Consider the following 15,975-nt stretch of genomic DNA (forward strand, 5'->3'; position numbering starts at 1 on the left):
AATGTTCTTCCCTGGCGGCTTTCAGAAGATCAAGCAGTCCTTTTTCCTTGATCAGCGCAATGCCCTGCCCCTCATCACCAAGCACAATGAGATTATCTCCGGGCTTGATATCGAATATCTTTCTGGCTTTTGCCGGGATCACGATCTGACCTTTCTCACCTACTTTTACCATGCCGAAAATGTGTTTTCCCTTCGGTGGAACTTCTAAGCCAAGAGAATCCTTTTTTTCATAATTGATCAGGTCATCCACCGTCACGCCAAAGACATCTGCGAGCCTTTTGCACCTTTCGATATCCGGCAGGGATTCCCCTGTCTCATATTTCGAGAGTGTCTGTCTCGACACACCGATCTGATCTGCCAGTTCATCCTGTGACATATGATTTAGTTTTCGAAGCTGAATGAGATTTTCTGCAAACATTATTTTTTCTTTCCTCAAATTCCACAGACGGTCCACCGGAGCACCGGAATACGGCGGATGATCTCATAAGCCAGATATGCACCGGCAAATCCCGCTGCTGCCACAAAAAGATAAAGAAGCACTGCCGGCAATTTTGTATACATGGTCAGATAATATGCTGTCATCGCAATGAAAAGGTAATGGAATAAATAAAGTCCCCATGATTTCGCTGCCATCCATCTTGTCAATGTGTTGGAAATATCCCCCATTTTTTCATGAAAGCCAAAGCTGCAATAACCGCGATCCATGCAAACAGGCTGCATAGCGATGTGTCTAAAACTGAATGCTCGGCGTATGGTCTGCCCCAGTATAACACTGTAAATGCAGCCGCTAAAATTACGGCACACACCGCAAGCGGCAGCCAACATTTTTCCAGACGATCCATCACTTCATCATGAGACAAAACAAAATATCCCACAAAAAATCCAGCCCCATAGATACCGAAACGGTATACCACAACCACTGGTGTGTTCAAAATCTGAGCTGCGCCCCAGATCACAATTGCAAACAGCACAAGAAATGGAATGTCCGCTTTCTCTCCCAGCTTCCACCATCTGTCTTTTTCCACTCTGCGGATCCATACGAGCAATACCGAAAAAATCCATAACATCTGGATATACCATAGCGGTCCTATGCCGCTGACTGCCATGATGATAAATATAACCGGTTTTGGAACTGCTGCCATCTGCTCTAATCCACCGCCGATCAGCAGATTGTAGTATCCTAAAATCCACCAGAACACCCAAAGCCCAAGGGTGGATGGAACCAATAATTTTCCCGTCCTTTTTTTTATAAATTCTTTTTCTGAGCGATGTTCCAGCTCATACCTTGCGCTCATTCCTGATATTACAAACAACAACAGCATAAACCATGGGTATACGATATACTGAAATGCATCCTGATATTGCACATCCGAAAATGGTCCGATCACTCCAAATGTTTCAATTCCATTGAACATATAAATAATATGATACAAAACCACAAGCACAACTGTGATCCATCTGATATTGTCTATGTATAACTTTCTCATATTTTTACCACCTTTGCAATTATTTTTAACATTATTATAAATTGCAGAAAATGGAAAATCCACCAGGTATACTTAACAATACCGGATGGATTTTGTTAAAAACGAGGGCAGTTTTTGTTATCTTATAATTTTTTCATCATCCAGTCCGCAGACGCATAATGTCCATCCGCATATTTCATGTTATCTGGAAATGTGCCATATTTCTGGAATCCCAGTTTTTCATACAATGTAATTGCATTTTGATTATCCGAGATCACTTCAAGCTCCGCCTGTTCAAATCCAATCTCTTTTGCTGCTTTCAGCACTGTTTCCATCATGATTTTTCCAATACCATATCCGCAGAATTCCTGATATAAAGCAATTGCCACTTCGCATCTGTGCCGATATCTCTTATAGTTTCCAACCGGATTGAAAGAACAGTTTCCGATATGTTTTCCATCCAACGTTGCAATTAACATTAAGGATCTGTCCGAATTCAGGCAATTATTGATAAACGCTGTCTCCTGCTCCTGTGTCATGATAACTTCTTCCGGTTCCCGGATCAGATATGGTGTTTCCGCTGTGGTGACTTTTAAGTACGTGATTAAATCTTCTGCATCTTCCGGCGTTGCATTTCTCAGTACGATCGTCCGATTACTTTTATCCTTGATTTCAATCGGTCCAAATTTCATGTCCAAACCACCTTTCCAAAGTATCCTTTGCACCATTATGATATCATACAGCATAAGATGCAAATCTTTCCCCCAAAATTTTCACTAATTATAATTTTATTATTTTACTCTACAAAAAAGTTGAAGTAAACAGCCAATTTTTCTTGCTTCCAATATAATTTCTGTGTTACAATGACTAAAAGCATATTTTACAAAATCTTCATGACATTTTTGTCATCTATATTCTAAGAACGACAGATTAACCCAAAATAATCTGCGTACTTCATTCGTATCTATGCTTTTTGTTACCCATCAACAATTGAAAAGCAGGAGACGAAATGAACTTGGAATCATAAACAGTTGTTATTCTCCTGCAAGCAGAGAACCGTTTTAAACATAGGCTGTTCTGCCACATATCAGGAGGAAACGATTATGGCAAAATGTAAAAGAAACCGTAACAGGTCAAAGAGAAACTTCACCGTTAAAACACCGACAACAAACCGGAACTACAAGGACACCATTTTCCGGATGTTATTTTCTGACCGGAAGAATCTGCTCTCACTTTACAATGCGGTCAATCAAAGTGATTTTATCGAGTTTTACAATGGTTCAACTGCGATATCTGACCGTACAGAGCTTCGGCTTTCCTCAGCATTTGAACATCTGTCAGGTAAACCAAAGCTCGAATTAATTGTTACTGTTTTGAATGTCAATGAAGGACACAATGCAGAGTTGATGCAGCATTGCAGTATGTTAAAAGAATATGCACAGTATGTTGCCAGAGTGCGCCACTATGCGTCAGACATGCCTTTAAATCAGGCTGTAAAACGTGCTGTGGACGAATGCATCCGGGAAGGGATTCTGGCGGAATTTCTTGCCCGAAACCGAAATGAGGTTATCAGTATGAGTATTTTTGAGTATGATAAAGAATTGGAAGAAAAGAAGTTACGGAAAGCTGAATATGAATACGGTTTTGCAGAGGGTGAAAAACATGCGGCAATTGAAACCGCCAAACGTATGTTAAAAACTAACAACTTTTCCCTGGAAGAAATTGCTGCTTTCTCTGGTGTATCTTTGGATGATATAAAAATTCTCAAAGCCAATCAATAGTATAGCAAAGCTACAGGGGCACGCAGATTCACGCCGCCCCTCTCTCTTCAGAGGGATATTGTCAAGTGTGTATGTAAGATTTTATGAAAGTGTTGCCTGTGCAGGGGATTTTCCTGTCTCTGCAGTCTCTCTTGTAACATCATCAAGTGCTCCAGCTTTGATTGGCTTACCAATTTCCCAGTTAGGATCAGCCTTTTTTGCGGCATCATAAAAAGCCTGTCTGTAAATTCTCTCATATTTTTCAAGGGTGTACCCGGCAGCCAGCCTGTCCTTTTTGGACATTTTGCGATACAAATTGTTATACACATCTGTTCGTTTTGTTGTATCACCATTGCATACACCATTTTCACGCAGAAATTCTTTTTTTGTCAGTTCATACATTTCTTCTTTGCTGCTATCCAGAATTGATATGATCCTTCTTCTCGAATTCTCGTTGTCATCTGTCACCAAAAGTCCTGCCAATCCATTTACAGGATTAATATAATCTCCATCCTTATCATAATGACTCATCAGATTTTTTATTCCCTGAATATTGCCATACATCGCACCATTTCCGGCAGACATCATCTTCTTAACAGCTGCTTTATACTGTTTACTGTTCGTATTAATTCCAGCAGCTTTTAGCTGTGATTGAACAGAACTGCTATTAAGTTGTGACAACTGAAAACTACCTATTGCATTTACTCCTGATGTTCCAAATGATTTCTGAAATAAAAAAGCATAATCCGTTATCCTTGACATAAAACAGCCTCCCTATTTTTTAAACTTTTATCTTTTAACTTATCGGAATACTACTTTTATCTAGAGTAGTAGTAATTTATGAACTCAATGCTGCTACCAGCGATGAATATCTTTCCGTTCTTTTCTTAATATCATCTTCACTAACACCATAATAAAGATACAAATCCTTTGAAATCTTCTCAAATTTTTTCATTACTTTCCTGTTTCCAGAATAGGATATACCAAATATATTCCAAATGTAATCAATCTCCATTTCAAGAACATCATCACCTATTCTTATTTCATATAAATGAAAGTTCATAGGAATGATATCATCTGACATTTCGGCAATCATTTCACCTCGAGCCTTTATTTTATTCAAATATTGTCTGACAGATTCTTCATTAGAAATATCCGGCTTTGGAATATCCTTCATTTCTCCTAAAACTTCCGGCTTATGCTGTAAAATCAAGCTCTCCCTCAAATTTATTCGTTGTTCAATACATTTTCTTTCCGCCACATTAATTTCAACTAAATCATATTTATTCAGTGCATATTGCACCAATTCATTCAGTGTATGTGCACCTGCAACTATTTTTTTCTCTGCTCTTTTGTGTTTATGTTTGTAGATGGCATTTCGTATTTTAACTTTTAGAGATTTTTTCTGTATTTTGCCAGCTATAAAAATACTGGTTGGACCATCGGCACCACCTATTATTGAAACTCCACTTTTACTTTTTTCTATCATAAGTTTTCATGTTTCTCCACAACGACACACTTTATCACATTTTCTGACTGCGAAATACCTTTCATAAAACATCAAGCGAATTATATACTAAATCTGCAAATCAATATTACTTTGTACCAGAGTTTTCCGTTATTATGTAACGATTTTTCAATATCTTCCCTTGATACATTATCCAACAAACTTGCCGAAAACGGCTTCCCTAAATCCCATTCCGGATCTGCTCTTTGACCGTTGCAATAAATGCCTGCCTGTAAGCCGTTTCATACTGTTGTAGTGTATTTCCTGCGGCTAATCAATCTTTCATAGACATCTTTTTATAGAGATTATTATAAACATCGCCTCTTTTTGTCGTATCGCCATTTTGAATTCCATTATTTTGCAGGAATTCCCGCTTGGTCAGCTCATACATTTCTTCACGACTGCTTTCTGGAATAGAGATAATTTTGTGTTTCTGTGCAATATTCTCATCGGTCTGATATTTGAAAATAGCTGATGCATGACATCGGAAAAGTCTGCATCTTCATTTAGGTATTTCAGTGCCAGATTTGTAGCATTCACATTGTTTCCATTCTTCTTTTGTTCTGCATATGTAGCCGCAGCTTTCTTCATAATGCCAGATAGTTTTTCTTCATAATTATCCGGCAAAGACAGTTCAGGTGCTTTCTGTCCACCAAATAATTCATTAATCTTTAACTGGCTTTCACATCCATTTGCTGTAAAGCCCAAGCTGTCTGCAATACGATCAAATGCCTGATTTAAAAATGTCACGTCTTCTCCCTTTGATACCTTATGGTACTGTAGCTTTCCCTCCGCATTGGAACCATCGCATATGTAAATATCCCGACTGTCATCCTCATACGACTTTTGCAAAGCGTTATACTGTCTGGTGTATGCATCCATCCGGATGGAAATCAGGTCATCTAATGTATAATTCCCCTTTGACTGCTTGATTGCATCAAGTGAATTCTGCATATCCTCTCTCATTGCCCAATAGAAATCATCCTCTGGATTCAGTTTCAATTTCGGAAGAATTTCTCTCATCTGCATCATTTCTTCCATATCAATACGTCCCGGCATGCTCTGTACTCTTCCACGTAGTGCCGCCATACCTTCCTTTGACAGTTCCAGACTGTCAATTCTAATTTTCCGCCCTTTTAATTCCGGCACCGCATCCTGCATCTGTTTTGATTTTTCTCCATTGTTTACAGTTGACCAATCGAGCAGATTCCATATATCAAAACTGTTTCCTGTATTACTTATTTTTGTCATAACATTATGCTCCCTTACACTTTTATATCAAAGTTCCTATGCCAAAGCATCAAATGCCGAAACTCCATTTTCTGTCACTCCTATAGAAGTTGAAGTACCTAGCAATTCCACCATTTTTCCTGTCAGGTCATCTACATCTTTTCCATCAATTTTCAGATTATATTGCCGTTCTTCCTGCTCCTGTTTTTCGGCACGCTGTTTTTCCAGTCTTTCCTCTGTCTCTTTCTTTTCTGCTTTCCTTTTCTCGAGTCTTTCTTCAAGTTCTTTCCTTGCTTTTTCTGTTCCCGGATCAACTTCATCTTGAGTACACATTACAGAACTCATGCTATCATATCCATTTATAGTAATACTATAACTCAGTATCTTTGCTCCTCTTGCTGCCACATAAGCTCTTGACTGTTCTATTGTTTTTGGTATTAGCGATAAATTGTACTCCAACCATTGTTTTGTCTTTTCATCTCCCATAGCCTTTGACAAAAGAGAACTGTTTATATTTACGGAATAATCCCTGCTTCGTAAACATTCGTATTTTTGTGTTAAATAGTTCTTATATTCATGAGCATTCTTATATGTCCTGCCCGTTTTGTTTCCAGCATTTTGTGTATTGCCATAACTATTCGTATATGACGCATATGTTCCTATTCCTGTAACCGCCATATTAACATATCTCCTTTCATTATTTGGAGTCCTTCCAACTATGCCACCTGTTGGATTTCTCTCAGAATCAATATAATATTGATTACACTCTAGCTTCAAACATACTTTGGCTAACACCTTTCATCCACATATTCTGTGCTGCTCCATATCCTTTTTCCTGCCCTATATCATACAATCCACTGCTGTCAAATCCTATTTTCAATACTAAATCATTTTCTTTTTTCCAGCCATTCTTAGCATATTCCAACCATCTATTAGAATAAAGTTCATACCCTGCGCCATTTTTAGCCTTTTCCTTAAACAAGGCAAGTAAATCTGTGCCATCCTCTGCAATAAAAGTACCATTTCTATATGTCGCATTGCGTGCATCATACCCTGTTGTCTCATACACTTCATGCCATAAAGAATATTGGTTCGCCTTTTTCATATTTGCTTGCGAATTAACAATTTCATTGTCTGCATCATGCATACAAATCCACGCATGTGTCCATATATTTTTCGCATTATCCCCTTCATTCAGTAATGTTTCTATCTGCGATAATGTATCTCTATCTGCATTTCCCGACACCGTTAGTTGATATGTATATGGGTCAATAGAAAATACCAAATCTGCCTGTTTTGATATTGATATCCCATTCTTTGAAAGTAGATTTGAAATTTGCTGATTTACAACACTTCTGGCATACTGTTTTTCCCTGTCAGTATTGCGTACATAACCAACACTTCTTGAACCACCTGTATATACATCCTTGTAATTCCTTAATGCATAATCATACCGTGCAAATCCACCCACAGGTTTTCCTCCGGATTGTAACATTCTTTTCTCTGTACGGTAAGCTATGGAACGCTGGTCTTCTGTCATATATGAGCAAAAGTTAGGTGAAGTCACATCACAATATTTCGATATGACATATGCCATTGGATCAGAATGCGACATATTTTCTTTGTACATTTTATCATAATGCTCCCGCAAAACTTTTTGTACGAAACGATCCTCCTCTGTAAGTCCATCATATTGATATCCTACAGTTGTACCGGCGCTGGAATTATTGGGCAGCTTGTTTAAATCCCTGCCCGCTGGAATGTTATTATAATAGTCAGAATTATTTACAGTAACCATATTATCCCCCTGCCTTATATAAGTCTTATAATCTGTATCATGTAAATCATACTGAAACCCTATCGATAAACTTTTTTCATTTTATTTTCCACATTTTTTCTTCATTATTCGGAGTTCTTCCGACTATGTCACCTATTAGATTTCTCTCAGCCTCAATATGATATGTAATCCAAGTTCTCTTTTTTTCCTATGTTCAAATGACTAAGCACTATTTATACTTACTATTTGCATTTGGCAAATTAAGATATGTATCCATACTTTTCGTCCAAAGCAACGATAAGTCAAACCTTCCCAATTTGTTTAAATCTTCTATGCTTTTTTTGAACATTGCGATAAAATCTCTTCTGTCGTTAAGTCCCATATTACCAGCTTCAAGCGGCAGAGACGTGAAACCTCCCTGCTTTTCCACTTTGTAATGTGCCTCCAATGCACGCATTTCGACTACTGTAGCATTTGATGGATTAACATCATTGATATAAATTCTTTGCTCAAACTCTTTCCCGTTTTCATCCACACCTTTCGCTAACACCACAGGATTTTCATCCGTCGAATCATCCGCATATTTAAGACAATAAGAAAGACCTGTACCATTACCTCCTGTCCACAACATATTATCTGTTGTGAATATCTGGTATACCTTTGGTGTTTCAGCCGTATAAAATGTCTTTTCCGCAGATGCAGGGGCTTTCATATTATTGCCTTTTTGTTGGCGGTACATTGAAGATACCGTATTTAGACCAGAACCAATGTGCATACTTCTATTCCTCCAATTTCAATATCATTTTTGCATCATGCATAAAATTATTCTCCTATTTTAGATGCCAACACTGTATAAAATTCTTTTTCCTGTTGCAGATATGCTGCCCTTTCCTCTGTCATTGCTGCCAATGGATTTTCTATTCTCTCCAATATTTTGTTGATAGCTGCCAAACAGCTTTCTTTCGTTTCTCCAAAAATATTGTCATTACCACCTGTCTGAAAATCCTGCTCCACAGATAGCTGCGTTAATGTACTGGATAAATCAGTCTGAAATGGATTAACCCCCGTTTCTTCTAATGTTTCCTGCCACGCCGCTTTTACACTCTCCGGTACTGTTTGAAGGTAATAATCACTAATATAAGCAATCTGTTTTTTGGTTTTTCGTCTGCAAACTGATAGGTTCTGTTATTCGCTTTTAACTGTTCATATGCCGTCTGCGCCTCACTATTCGCTTCTGACTCATACCAGCCATCTTTATTTTTGCTATATTTCATACCATTGACCGTAAAATCTTTGGAAGTGTCTATACCCAGATAAGACATAACATCCGTAATTCCTTCTGTATACCGGGCATATTCCTCCTTTGAATGTGCTACAGTAGTCATTGTCCCACCTGCATTTCGCAGCATGGATGCCAATGCATCTGCCATTCTCTGTGCTTTTACATAAGATTCTGTATCATACGGATTATCTCCACCAGAAACCTCTACTCCATGCGTCGTAACCGTAAGCACATGACCTCCATTAACACGAATACTTTGTCCTTCTGCAATATTAACAGAATTATTCTGTCTGCTAAGTGAAGCACCTTTCGCCAATTTTATTGGTGTTTTTAACGCTTGTGCCAGATCCTCTACCGGATTTAGTAAGTGCTGCGACATCGCCCCGTTATATGCTTCCTTATCTTTAATAACTGTATTTTTATAATTAGATGTAAGTGCTCTTGTATTGGGATTAATATAACTTGATATTGATTGCATCATCTCAACCTCCTACATACTTCTACGCTTCAATGCCAACAACATGGCTACTTTGTTTTTTAATTTCATTATCTTTTCTCTCCTTCCATTTACACAGTAATATTTTCATTACCTATTTCAGTTTTTTAGGTCTTTTAGGCTGATGCAAAATAACCGGGCAATAGCGAGAAGCTTCATTTCCATTCTTCTCTACCTCAAGTTTTACAGCTTTTTGCATTAAGCCTAATAACTCTTTCTTAATATTATTACTCATCACATTTCACCTCCTGTCCCGTTATTTTTCCCAGTGTTAATAAAATTGCACATAAAATCATTCCAAAGCTCATAAACAGAATATATTTTTCTACCATTCCAAGATATGTAAGTGCAATAACAACTAGCAATTCCACAAATACTGTTATTCTGGCAAGTTTCTTATTTTCCTCGAATTCTTCCTTATTCCAATCCATGCCAGGATGATTTACTGCTCCTAATACAAAAATAGCCATTGCCGATACAAGAAAAATAATCATATTTATCTTCATATTATTAAGAAGATATGGGTATATCAATTTTATATATATAAGATAAATACTTACCGTTCCAATAAAACAGCCTCTAAAACTGTTTGCATGATACCCACCTGTGCACTTTCTTAAATTTGATAAAGATATAGTAAATAAAACAGTTTCAAAAAAATATCCTTGAAATAACGCTATCATATAAATAGCCGAAAATCCTATTATCTTTTCAACAATAAGTTGTATGGAATATGAATAAATACTCTCTTCGCTTTCTTTAATCAGACCATCCATATACATGTTCTTTGTCAACATATTTGCAATATATTCTGTCATGACTTCATCATCTCCAGTTCACTTTATCTTTTTATTCGTCATTTCCTGTCTAATTCTGTATATCCATTGCAGAATTGGAAATTTTAAAGCAGAATTGGAAATAAAAAAAGTAGATACAACTATAAATCGCATCTACTTTTCCTGATTATGTATTAAAATTGCAACCTTAAAATTATCATCATCATGTTTTATCACGCAGGAACCGTCATATTTTCCAACGGTTTCCTTTATATTTTCCAGTCCGATCCCATGTCTGTCTGCTTCCTTAGTTTTTGTTGTTATGTATCTTTTCCCAACGATTACCGGGGTGACTGAAAATGTATTTGCAACAGACAGGACAATCTGATGTTCTTCTTTTACAAATTTCATTTTTATGATTGGTTTTTCGCACTGCTCACATGCTTCTATCGCATTATTTAATAAATTTGACAATATCAGAACAATATCCTCATCTTTTATTCTCAAATCCGACAGGTCATTTACCTTTACAACAAATACAATGCCTTTTTCCCTTGTCTCCTGATACTTTGAGTTTAATATTGCATTGACAATTACATTATTTGTATCAATGAAATCTGTGTGCTGCATGATTTCATGATTGTATTGCTTCAGATAATGATTGATCTCGTCTACTCTGTTTTCACTGGCTAACGCTGCAATGAGTGCAAGCTGGTTTTTATACTCATGTTCTCTTTTTTTCTGTTTATCATAATTTTCTGAAATCGTCCGGTACATTCCGGTTTCATTTTTAACCCGCTCCAGCAATAAGCGTTTCTCTGTTATCTGTACTTCCCGCTTCAATATATCATTGATCAGGCAAAAAACAATAATATTCATCACCAGCAACCCAAACGCGATACAGATCAATATATTTTTCTGATGATCACTTTCCGGAATTTCAAAATTTGTCAGAAGTGCAATCAGGACAATGATTGTATAAATCGGAAAGATTGTAAATCTTACCCATTCTAATGTGGTAAGCATTTCCGAGGATTTTTTTACAACATATCTTCGCAGCACCATAATAAAACAGACCTGCAGCATCTGGCTTAAAATTCCTAGCATTGCATTTATCAGTGGTTCCGATAAACGTTCCATCGTAATTGTCGGAAAACATTTAGACAGCATTATAATAGAAATATAATCCGTCACAAAACAGATTCCCTGATATAACAAAACAAAGATTGCTGTTTTTATCCACCGCTGTCTGAAACACAAACACATAAAAAGCGTTCCAGTCACAATGATTGCTATTTCTTTCAGTATAATGTCACCATCCAGTTTTACGGAAATAAAGTAGTCTGCCAAAATCATAGCTCCGATGACAGCATAGCGACACCATTTACCCGACAGGTCTCTTTTTTCTGAAAAAGTCCCGATAAACATCACACACAATATTACAAAAAGCACTGTATACAGCACTCCAAAAATATGCATTTCCATTAAATTTCACCTCTGTAACAAGCAAATTCGTTTCTTGTATCTAAAAATCTCGCCTTTGATATTGCAAGACTTTTTCCATTTGAAAGCACAGCCCTGTAACGCTCCACACTTTCTACATATTTCAAATTTACCAGATAACTTTTATGAATCCGGCAAAAGCCTTTATTCTGCAGTGATTCTGCTACATCATCCAGTTTCGTATATATTGTATAATGAACTGCATCTTCACCCACCATGTAAAATATCAGTCGATGCAGATTGCTTTCTATATAAAGAATATTTTCCAGACTGATTGTTGTTTTCCCCTCCTGAAAATCAAAAGTCATTTCGTTTTCTTCATAATCCATTTTTTCAAGGATTGTATCCATACACTCTGTCATTGCTTTTTCAAGGCTTTCATGATCCTTTATGAGATACCTTACTGCATCCACCTTGTATCCTTCCAACGCATATGTAATAAAAGCCGTCACAAAAACAATAAAAACATCTTTTGTTATTTTCCGTATTTCCTTTGCTGTCTCTATTCCATCAATTTCTTCCATATTCACATCAAGAAAAATAATATGATATTGGGAAATTGCTGACTTTAATGCTAATAATTCTTTTCCAGACTCATACATGTCAATCATACATTCGCAGTTTTTCCCTGCCATATATTTTAATATAAGCTGCTTTTCGGTTATTCTAAAATATTCTTCATCATCGCATATTGCAATCGATAACACCGCATTCACCTCCTCATATCATAGTCCACTCTGTGTGTATATCGGCAGGTCATCTACATTTTCATATATTATCCCATAATTATTATCCGTGTCTTGCAGTAAAGTTCAAGTGCTATTGCAGAATTGGAAATTTACGAGCAGAATCAGGAAATATTTTGCACCATATCGGCACTTTTTATAATTGCCGATATGGTACGATCATCAAAATTATTTTCACCTTTCCCCTCTATCACGCTTCCTTGTGCTCTGTCTGCCATATGCTTTCGTTCCATGGTATTTCTTTCTGGCTTCCAGTTCCTCTAAGAATTCATCATATACACTCATCTTATAACGGATACTCTTCATCTTAGCCGCATCATATCCCATCCTGTTCTTATATGCTTCAAATTCCTGTGAAGTATCATCTGTTGGCGTTGGGAGCTGTCTGACACGCTCCTGTATGGACATCTTCGTATAATCTGGTGGTATCTCCTGCTCTTCTTTATGGGAAGCCGGTTCTGTCTGTTCTTCCGCTGCTATTCCCTGCCACTCCCGGTTAAATTCATCAAACGCAGCACCATAGAATACTTCCTCCTCGTCATCACGAATGTTCTCTTTCTCACAGAACCGGTCAAAGCCCTCATATACACTGATATTCCCTTCTGTCTTTTCATATTCCTTTTGAACACTCCCTGCTGTATCTATACTGACACTTTCCTTAACATCAGATATATCCCATTCCGCATAATCATCATATCTTCCAGATTCCTGTTCAATATCTGCTTTTTTCCTTCTTTTTCAGATATTCAGTTATCCCTGCGACAGTAAATCTTGCACCAAGCCTGCTCTCTCTGACCGCCATCGGCTTTCCTTTTTATCCGTCCTGTATTTCAGGGCATAGGATATGGTATTGCCCCGGAGCCGAACATCCATCAGATAATACTTCTTCGCATAATCAATCACATCCTGCAAAGTCTTATTCTTCGGTCTGTTCATGGCATTTCGCAGAAGCACCTTTATCTCCTCCCGAAACGACAGCTTATCCCGCTTTTTCATCTGATATTCTGCAAAGTTCTGACGTTCCCTGTCTTTGTCCTTTACATAGTAGCTGTCACGATACGAATGTGTCAGTCCATATTCCCTGCACTGTTCCCCGAAATATCTGCACATTTCCTTCAGCTCTGCCGGTCCCCGTCTGAAGGACTTTCCATCTTTTACATTGCAGTTGCTTACCAGAAAATGCACATGTGTATGTGCTGTATCTGTATGCACTGCAAACAATACTTCATATCCTTTTGACCAGAAGAACTCCCTCGCAAAATCTTCTGCTATTTTATATGCCTGCTCATAGGTCAGTCTGTCATTATCCTCCGGGTGGAAGGATATTGAAAGCTTCTGTGCCAGTATCTCCTTCTGCTTATATCTGCTGTACTTTTTGTCATGCATCTTTCTTGTCATAAGCAGGCTGTTTGCAAAGTTATCCCGGTTACTGCCGAAAGCTTTATACAGGTGTGGTTCTGTCTTTACCACACCATCTTCCACCTGTTCTTTTCTTCTGCCCAAAATCAGTACCACCCGTCAAATGGGTGGTTTGCTCAGCGGCTATAAGCCTTTGTTACCGGCCAGCGCCTAAAGACGCTGGCTTTCACTTTCGTTCAAGCTACTAATGCCTTTGACTCGTCGCTGCCCTTAAAAGGGCATTTGTATTACCAGCAACCCTTAAAAGGGTCTTCGTATTCTTTTACACTTAATTTATCCAAAGCTATATCATGTTTTTCCTGCTCTTGGATATATTTCTTTATTGTTGCTTCATTTAATCCTACTGTACTCACATAGTATCCTTCTGCCCAGAAATGTCTATTTCCATATTTATACTTTAAGTTTGCGTGCTTGTCATATATCATTAGTGCACTTTTTCCTTTTAAATATCCCATAAACTGTGATATACTATATTTCGGTGGGATACCTACCAACATATGGATATGATCTGGCATTAAGTGTCCTTCTATTATTTCCACACCTTTGTATTTACACATCCATTTTGTATGTGCCATAGAATTTGTTTGATTTGCCATTAAAATCACCTTTCCTTTCGTTAAATAGTAGCCTGAACAACTCTATTTTAGCGGAAAGGTGATTTTTTTGTATAACAAATTTGTTGCACCACCCGCATAACAGGTGGTTTATTGTTTCGCACATCTCCATTTCTCTGTTGGGAGAAACTCCGATGCACTCAACAGGCTAAAGCCCATAACAAAGACGGCAAATCATCAACAACTTGTTGACGACTTGCCGTCTTATTTTTAGATCTTTTTGGTTAATAAAGCTTACGCCATTGCAGGCTCTTTCTTCTTAATAATCGCTTCAACTTCATCAACACTCACACCAACAGCATCTGCTATCTGATTTGGTGTATAACCTATTTTATACATATTCATCACAATTTTAGCAATTGCTTTGTCTTCAATACCCTGACTCAGATTACACATAATGCTCACATCCTCTCTAAATTCTTGACTGATTGGAATATTATATTCATGTTCTATAATATCCAATTTTTCCTGTTCTTTCAGTTCACTTGAAAGTAATGCTCCAATCAACCGGTGCATTTCATATTTTTCATCATGCTCCGGAATCTCATTTGTGATTCCTATTAACACAATGTTTAACAGGTCGAGATTACCTTTCCAGTTACATGGTTTTAACATCTCATCTTTTGTCAAATGGATATGGCTTAGGCTGTTATCATCCATGTTCATACATATCCATATGCTCAATACCTGCTTAATGTCATCGTAGTTAGTATTTACAAAATCTCTTTCCTTTTGTGACGAAATCAGCCTGCTCACATAAAAGATTGCCCGGTTTAAAATTTTATATTCCGTCGGCTCATCCTTCTGAGCCTCTATATTCACAATAATCTGCGAAAGCCCATTTTTCATACGGACATAAAAAATGATATCAAATCTGACTAATCCTTCATTAATTTCAGCATTTTCCGTATTAAGACCTACTATACGCTGTCCTGTAGCATCTGTTTTTTCCATATTTGCTAATCCCGGCTCAACCGGAACAACGCTAATACTCGGTTCGCCTTCGATGTATTTCACAACATCTTCCGGCTTCATTCCTTTAAATTCATCGACTGTTTTCACCAGAATATGTGCTAATATACTCTTCTGTGCCAGTAACCTTTTAACACGAGTATCATATTGTGCCTTATCTCCTGCTGCATTCACAGCATTTGCTATTTCTGTATTCAAGTCAGCATCCCTCCTTTTGTATTGTGCATAACACTTCTAAGATTCCGCAAAAGGCTCTCTGCCTCAATATCATTATAAGCGAGGAACTTTACGGAATCAACTGAATTTTCTATGAACTTTTTCATATGCCAATACAACATCTGCAATCTATCATTCACCACAAATGAGCCAGCCGCCTATGTTGTGTTATATCCGCGAACAATGAGCCAAGCTGACACGCTGGCGTGTC

At 37.5% G+C, this 15,975-nt stretch carries 23 protein-coding genes; 1 reads left to right on the forward strand and 22 read right to left on the reverse strand.

The genetic code is table 11. The features are described 5' to 3' along the window. From ROSEINA2194_RS05155 to ROSEINA2194_RS05165, 4 genes are all read right to left on the reverse strand, one after another. On the reverse strand, nucleotides 1-418 hold a 418-nt coding region (locus ROSEINA2194_RS05155; protein ID WP_044927258.1), incomplete at its 3' end, for a helix-turn-helix domain-containing protein. Between the two features lie 14 nt (nucleotides 419-432). Next, a complete protein-coding gene (locus ROSEINA2194_RS21805; protein WP_252832554.1) occupies nucleotides 433-645 on the reverse strand; it encodes a hypothetical protein in 213 nt (70 codons plus the stop codon). Then, nucleotides 642-1,487 carry an acyltransferase family protein gene (locus ROSEINA2194_RS05160; protein ID WP_252832555.1) on the reverse strand — a complete coding sequence of 282 codons (846 nt, stop codon included), beginning with the start codon at nucleotides 1,485-1,487 and terminating at the stop codon, nucleotides 642-644. The genes ROSEINA2194_RS21805 and ROSEINA2194_RS05160 overlap by 4 nt, the downstream gene beginning before the upstream one ends. Nucleotides 1,488-1,609: 122 nt before the next feature. Further along, nucleotides 1,610-2,158 carry a GNAT family N-acetyltransferase gene (locus tag ROSEINA2194_RS05165; protein ID WP_044927259.1) on the reverse strand — a complete coding sequence of 183 codons (549 nt, stop codon included), beginning with the start codon at nucleotides 2,156-2,158 and terminating at the stop codon, nucleotides 1,610-1,612. 411 nt (nucleotides 2,159-2,569) lie between these two features. Between ROSEINA2194_RS05165 and ROSEINA2194_RS05170 the strand changes: the two genes are divergently transcribed. Further along, entirely contained in the window at nucleotides 2,570-3,247 is a 678-nt protein-coding gene (locus ROSEINA2194_RS05170; RefSeq protein WP_044927261.1) for an RpnC/YadD family protein, read from the forward strand. Between the two features lie 81 nt (nucleotides 3,248-3,328). Here ROSEINA2194_RS05170 and ROSEINA2194_RS05175 read toward each other — a convergent pair whose 3' ends face one another. The 18 genes from ROSEINA2194_RS05175 to ROSEINA2194_RS05240 all read right to left on the reverse strand — a co-directional run bounded on the left by ROSEINA2194_RS05175 (nucleotide 3,329) and on the right by ROSEINA2194_RS05240 (nucleotide 15,746). After that, on the reverse strand, nucleotides 3,329-3,988 hold the full coding sequence (locus tag ROSEINA2194_RS05175; protein ID WP_007884203.1) for a DUF3879 family protein: 660 nt from the start codon (nucleotides 3,986-3,988) through the stop codon (nucleotides 3,329-3,331). 76 nt (nucleotides 3,989-4,064) lie between these two features. Continuing rightward, nucleotides 4,065-4,715: a hypothetical protein gene (locus tag ROSEINA2194_RS05180; RefSeq protein WP_007884205.1), complete on the reverse strand. Its 651-nt coding sequence runs from the start codon at nucleotides 4,713-4,715 to the stop codon at nucleotides 4,065-4,067. Between the two features lie 80 nt (nucleotides 4,716-4,795). Next, complete coding sequence (locus ROSEINA2194_RS24030; RefSeq protein ID WP_465226991.1) at nucleotides 4,796-4,894, reverse strand: hypothetical protein; 99 nt, start codon at nucleotides 4,892-4,894, stop codon at nucleotides 4,796-4,798. A 113-nt stretch (nucleotides 4,895-5,007) separates the two neighbouring features. Beyond that, nucleotides 5,008-5,202 carry a DUF3879 family protein gene (locus tag ROSEINA2194_RS23755; RefSeq protein WP_081453879.1) on the reverse strand — a complete coding sequence of 65 codons (195 nt, stop codon included), beginning with the start codon at nucleotides 5,200-5,202 and terminating at the stop codon, nucleotides 5,008-5,010. After that, nucleotides 5,112-5,984 carry a hypothetical protein gene (locus tag ROSEINA2194_RS05190; protein ID WP_007884206.1) on the reverse strand — a complete coding sequence of 291 codons (873 nt, stop codon included), beginning with the start codon at nucleotides 5,982-5,984 and terminating at the stop codon, nucleotides 5,112-5,114. Before ROSEINA2194_RS05190 ends, ROSEINA2194_RS23755 begins: the two co-directional genes overlap by 91 nt. 36 nt (nucleotides 5,985-6,020) lie before the next feature. Further along, the gene (locus ROSEINA2194_RS05195) at nucleotides 6,021-6,740 is read right to left on the reverse strand and encodes a DUF6033 family protein (protein WP_007884207.1); all 720 of its coding nucleotides are present in this window, start codon (nucleotides 6,738-6,740) and stop codon (nucleotides 6,021-6,023) included. Then, a complete protein-coding gene (locus ROSEINA2194_RS05200; protein ID WP_007884208.1) occupies nucleotides 6,724-7,761 on the reverse strand; it encodes a DUF4885 family protein in 1,038 nt (345 codons plus the stop codon). The genes ROSEINA2194_RS05195 and ROSEINA2194_RS05200 overlap by 17 nt, the downstream gene beginning before the upstream one ends. A 208-nt stretch (nucleotides 7,762-7,969) precedes the next feature. Then, entirely contained in the window at nucleotides 7,970-8,515 is a 546-nt protein-coding gene (locus tag ROSEINA2194_RS05205; RefSeq protein ID WP_044927262.1) for a hypothetical protein, read from the reverse strand. A gap of 47 nt (nucleotides 8,516-8,562) precedes the next feature. After that, nucleotides 8,563-8,754, reverse strand: a complete 192-nt coding sequence (locus ROSEINA2194_RS21810; RefSeq protein ID WP_007884210.1) for a hypothetical protein — start codon at nucleotides 8,752-8,754, stop codon at nucleotides 8,563-8,565. An 83-nt stretch (nucleotides 8,755-8,837) separates the two neighbouring features. After that, nucleotides 8,838-9,503 (reverse strand): hypothetical protein, encoded by a 666-nt coding sequence (locus ROSEINA2194_RS05210; protein ID WP_007884212.1) that lies wholly within the window; start codon nucleotides 9,501-9,503, stop codon nucleotides 8,838-8,840. Between the two features lie 109 nt (nucleotides 9,504-9,612). Next, entirely contained in the window at nucleotides 9,613-9,753 is a 141-nt protein-coding gene (locus ROSEINA2194_RS20230) for a cyclic lactone autoinducer peptide (RefSeq protein WP_007884217.1), read from the reverse strand. Then, complete coding sequence (locus ROSEINA2194_RS05215) at nucleotides 9,746-10,336, reverse strand: accessory gene regulator B family protein (protein ID WP_007884220.1); 591 nt, start codon at nucleotides 10,334-10,336, stop codon at nucleotides 9,746-9,748. Before ROSEINA2194_RS05215 ends, ROSEINA2194_RS20230 begins: the two co-directional genes overlap by 8 nt. 132 nt (nucleotides 10,337-10,468) lie before the next feature. Next, nucleotides 10,469-11,779: a sensor histidine kinase gene (locus ROSEINA2194_RS05220; RefSeq protein ID WP_007884221.1), complete on the reverse strand. Its 1,311-nt coding sequence runs from the start codon at nucleotides 11,777-11,779 to the stop codon at nucleotides 10,469-10,471. Next, nucleotides 11,779-12,504 carry a LytR/AlgR family response regulator transcription factor gene (locus tag ROSEINA2194_RS05225; RefSeq protein ID WP_044927263.1) on the reverse strand — a complete coding sequence of 242 codons (726 nt, stop codon included), beginning with the start codon at nucleotides 12,502-12,504 and terminating at the stop codon, nucleotides 11,779-11,781. Before ROSEINA2194_RS05225 ends, ROSEINA2194_RS05220 begins: the two co-directional genes overlap by 1 nt. Nucleotides 12,505-12,717: 213 nt before the next feature. Next, nucleotides 12,718-12,951: a hypothetical protein gene (locus tag ROSEINA2194_RS20910; RefSeq protein WP_007884223.1), complete on the reverse strand. Its 234-nt coding sequence runs from the start codon at nucleotides 12,949-12,951 to the stop codon at nucleotides 12,718-12,720. Between the two features lie 342 nt (nucleotides 12,952-13,293). Continuing rightward, complete coding sequence (locus tag ROSEINA2194_RS19615; RefSeq protein WP_049887979.1) at nucleotides 13,294-14,046, reverse strand: relaxase/mobilization nuclease domain-containing protein; 753 nt, start codon at nucleotides 14,044-14,046, stop codon at nucleotides 13,294-13,296. Nucleotides 14,047-14,189: 143 nt separating this feature from the next. Next, on the reverse strand, nucleotides 14,190-14,558 hold the full coding sequence (gene tnpA, locus ROSEINA2194_RS05235; RefSeq protein ID WP_007884226.1) for an IS200/IS605 family transposase: 369 nt from the start codon (nucleotides 14,556-14,558) through the stop codon (nucleotides 14,190-14,192). Nucleotides 14,559-14,810: 252 nt separating this feature from the next. Continuing rightward, on the reverse strand, nucleotides 14,811-15,746 hold the full coding sequence (locus ROSEINA2194_RS05240; protein ID WP_007884227.1) for a hypothetical protein: 936 nt from the start codon (nucleotides 15,744-15,746) through the stop codon (nucleotides 14,811-14,813). Between the last annotated feature and the right edge of the window lie 229 nt (nucleotides 15,747-15,975).

The sequence above is a fragment of the Roseburia inulinivorans DSM 16841 genome, assembly GCF_000174195.1.
Classification (GTDB): domain Bacteria; phylum Bacillota; class Clostridia; order Lachnospirales; family Lachnospiraceae; genus Roseburia; species Roseburia inulinivorans.

Coding starts and splice junctions, on each gene's coding strand:
- ROSEINA2194_RS05160 (WP_252832555.1), bottom strand. CDS start 1,487: ATGAGAAAGTTATACATAGACAATATCAGATGGATCACAGTTGTGCTT.
- ROSEINA2194_RS05165 (WP_044927259.1), bottom strand. CDS start 2,158: ATGAAATTTGGACCGATTGAAATCAAGGATAAAAGTAATCGGACGATC.
- ROSEINA2194_RS05170 (WP_044927261.1), top strand. CDS start 2,570: ATGGCAAAATGTAAAAGAAACCGTAACAGGTCAAAGAGAAACTTCACC.
- ROSEINA2194_RS05175 (WP_007884203.1), bottom strand. CDS start 3,988: ATGTCAAGGATAACGGATTATGCTTTTTTATTTCAGAAATCATTTGGA.
- ROSEINA2194_RS05180 (WP_007884205.1), bottom strand. CDS start 4,715: ATGATAGAAAAAAGTAAAAGTGGAGTTTCAATAATAGGTGGTGCCGAT.
- ROSEINA2194_RS05190 (WP_007884206.1), bottom strand. CDS start 5,984: ATGACAAAAATAAGTAATACAGGAAACAGTTTTGATATATGGAATCTG.
- ROSEINA2194_RS05200 (WP_007884208.1), bottom strand. CDS start 7,761: ATGGTTACTGTAAATAATTCTGACTATTATAATAACATTCCAGCGGGC.
- ROSEINA2194_RS05205 (WP_044927262.1), bottom strand. CDS start 8,515: ATGCACATTGGTTCTGGTCTAAATACGGTATCTTCAATGTACCGCCAA.
- ROSEINA2194_RS05210 (WP_007884212.1), bottom strand. CDS start 9,503: ATGATGCAATCAATATCAAGTTATATTAATCCCAATACAAGAGCACTT.
- ROSEINA2194_RS20230 (WP_007884217.1), bottom strand. CDS start 9,753: ATGAGTAATAATATTAAGAAAGAGTTATTAGGCTTAATGCAAAAAGCT.
- ROSEINA2194_RS05215 (WP_007884220.1), bottom strand. CDS start 10,336: ATGACAGAATATATTGCAAATATGTTGACAAAGAACATGTATATGGAT.
- ROSEINA2194_RS05220 (WP_007884221.1), bottom strand. CDS start 11,779: ATGGAAATGCATATTTTTGGAGTGCTGTATACAGTGCTTTTTGTAATA.
- ROSEINA2194_RS20910 (WP_007884223.1), bottom strand. CDS start 12,951: ATGTCCATACAGGAGCGTGTCAGACAGCTCCCAACGCCAACAGATGAT.
- tnpA (WP_007884226.1), bottom strand. CDS start 14,558: ATGGCAAATCAAACAAATTCTATGGCACATACAAAATGGATGTGTAAA.